Genomic DNA, 2,598 nt, shown 5'->3' with positions numbered 1-2,598 from the left:
TCAATCCAGGTTTTCCTGGATGTATTTGGATTCTGTTGAAAAAATCCAGATACGGATAAGTTACTCTGAAAAATTCTGATTATTTCTGGAGGGGGGTTGGGTTTTCCTGGACATTTTTGGATACTTTCCAATTATGTGGAAGCAGATCTGCCAGGTCCAGGCTGTAATTGTTGTTATATTCCGGTATGCGGGCAAGCACATAAGTTTGAAGGCTAACCTTTTTCGAGCTCAGCTTCGCTTCGGTTTGTGAACAATAAACTTTTCAGAGTGGACTCATTTTTCAATCTTCATTCCTCATTCTTCATTCTAAACTTTTCACTTTAACCCCCAACCTTACAAAATATTCTTTATATTTGCCATGGCATTTTTTAAAGAATAATAATGTTAAAAGGGGATATGGGATGGGAAGAATAATCTGGTTTTTGTTAAAGAGAAGCATGTTGAGGTTTTTGGCAGCGGTATTTGTTGTTAAAAAAGAAATAAACATAATGGACTTAAGGAATTGAATTTGACATTGGGGGTATTTAATTGTTATGAGCAATTTAACTAAAAGACAAATGCCGGTAAAAGACAACCACTTTATGGTTAAAACAAGCGAAAGCACCGAAACCAGTCTAAAAATTAAATGCTTATGACGGGAGAAAAAGTTTACCCGAACACTCCTGAAAACAAAGTAGGGCGCAATTAATTCAATAACTGTTATGAAACAATTAATTTTAATTATCATGTTTGCCGGTTTGATATTGGCAGCTTGCTCTAAAGACCAAATAAATGAGCAACAGTTGATTGAGACGACCGATGTTTTTAATGACATCAGATTGGTTAACTTTTCCGATGGAACTAAGTCAACAGGCATTACTATGCTTGAATTTTCAAGCATTGAACATTTTGAAAACACTATTGCTGCACTTGAAGACTTGGTTGAAGAACATGAAGATGATTTTTTAACTGCTTGGCGGAGTTTGGATGATGATGCTTTGAATGCAAAGGAAGAAGAAATTGGATTTGTTGATTATCAACCTCTGATTGATTTTGAAAATGCATACAATATTCCTTCTTCAATGAGGCAAGCTTTTGAACAGGCAGAGAGTGAATGGCTTGATAATGATGTTCTTGAACGTAACACAGACCCCTCAAGGATATATCCCTTTGACATGGCTGAAATGACCCTACTCAATGCCGATGGCGAAGTGAAAATAGGAGACTTTTTCTTAATATTGACAAAAGACGGATTTGTTAAAATCGATAATGTTGATGTGTCTACACTTATTCGTATAAAAGAAGGTGATTTAACTGCTTACCTTGAGCCCACCGTAACTACAAACATTGATTTTGACGGTGATTTAAAAAGTGGAGATGATTGTGCAAGATGGAAAGGGAAGGATTATCCGCATGAATATGTCTCAGGGAGTCGGAAAGTAATTAAACACGTTCATTTCCATAGTTATCCTTGGAAAGGCGTATCCAAAGCCAGAATTACTTCATACAGAAAAAGTGGAAGCAAATGGAAGAAATACAGAATGAACCTTGGTGTTGCGAATCAAAGTTATTTTAGAGATAAATATTGCATGCCATCTGTCACGATGTGGTCTGGATGGAGATACAAAAAGAAAAAAAGCATAAAAAAAGGAAATACATCATGGGACGCTTTCCCTCAATATCGTGCTAAGAACGGAGAATCAGTTTATGGCTATTTTAATTATGCAGGTAATTCCCCTACAAGAGTTTTGTCATGGTAAGACTATCATTAAAAATTGCATTGCTAAGCCTACTGCTCAGCAATGCTTTTGTGAAAACAGCTTTTTCTCAAGAACAAATAGTATATCACGAACTTTCCAAGTATTCCAAATGGAGTTTTGTTGCCGGACCTGTAATACACAATAAGGCAGAGCTTACTCCGCAATATGGTGAACTTAGTTTTAAAAACAAACCCATGTTGGGATTTAATGCTGGTATTCTTTATGATTTTTATCCTGATAAAAAATGGTCATTTCAAACCGGATTGATTGTTGCCAAAGAACCCATTTACTCTATTTCTTATACGATTCTAAATTATGACCTCTATGAGAATTACCCTGGGGACTTAGTTGACAAATACAAATCATATGCTTTGTACACTTTTTCCTTCCCATTGATTTTACGGTTAAATCTTCAGACAAGTAGAAATGCTTTTACGTCTCTTTTGATTGGCTTTAAAGCAATGTATTTCCCGCACGGTACATCAGAATATGTTTATGCAATTTCCAGTGAGGAGTTATCTGATTATCGAGAAATTTTTGGATTGAAGCTGGAAAGCCCAAAGAACTCATTTCAGGGAAGTTTTTTAATTGGCCCTGCGTTTTCATATTCTTTGGATAAATTTATGCTAAAAACAAACATAATATATGTAATGAACTTCCAGAACACATTTTCAGGGGAGTATCAGTTTGCAAATCTTTTTACTTCTCCTGATACCAGAGGATATTATAACCTTTCTGGTAATTATTTAGGACTTCTATTTTCAATAAGCTTTAAAAAAAGGAATGACAATATAAAAAGCTCATAATTGAGTAGGCCGCCCCGCCAGATAAACTGACGGGGAGGGCCTCTCACATTCAC

Annotated in this window: 3 protein-coding genes; 2 read left to right on the top strand and 1 reads right to left on the bottom strand. The window is 35.7% G+C overall.

All coding sequences use genetic code 11. The features are described 5' to 3' along the window. Positions 1 to 301: 301 nt before the first annotated feature. Complete coding sequence (locus EA412_11245; GenBank protein ID TVR77398.1) at positions 302 to 727, bottom strand: hypothetical protein; 426 nt, start codon at positions 725 to 727, stop codon at positions 302 to 304. On the opposite strand from EA412_11245, the gene EA412_11240 reads away from it, so the two are divergent. Together EA412_11240 and EA412_11235 are read left to right on the top strand one after the other, a co-directional pair. Continuing rightward, positions 726 to 1,739 (top strand): hypothetical protein, encoded by a 1,014-nt coding sequence (locus EA412_11240; protein TVR77397.1) that lies wholly within the window; start codon positions 726 to 728, stop codon positions 1,737 to 1,739. The genes EA412_11245 and EA412_11240 overlap by 2 nt on opposite strands. Then, positions 1,733 to 2,545 (top strand): hypothetical protein, encoded by an 813-nt coding sequence (locus tag EA412_11235; protein TVR77396.1) that lies wholly within the window; start codon positions 1,733 to 1,735, stop codon positions 2,543 to 2,545. Before EA412_11240 ends, EA412_11235 begins: the two co-directional genes overlap by 7 nt. The last annotated feature ends 53 nt before the right edge of the window (positions 2,546 to 2,598 follow it).

This window comes from Chitinophagaceae bacterium (assembly GCA_007695095.1).
Lineage (GTDB): Bacteria > Bacteroidota > Bacteroidia > Chitinophagales > REEL01 > REEL01.
The sequence above is the reverse complement of the archived record's forward strand: the minus strand, read 5'-3'. Positions and strand labels throughout refer to the sequence as shown.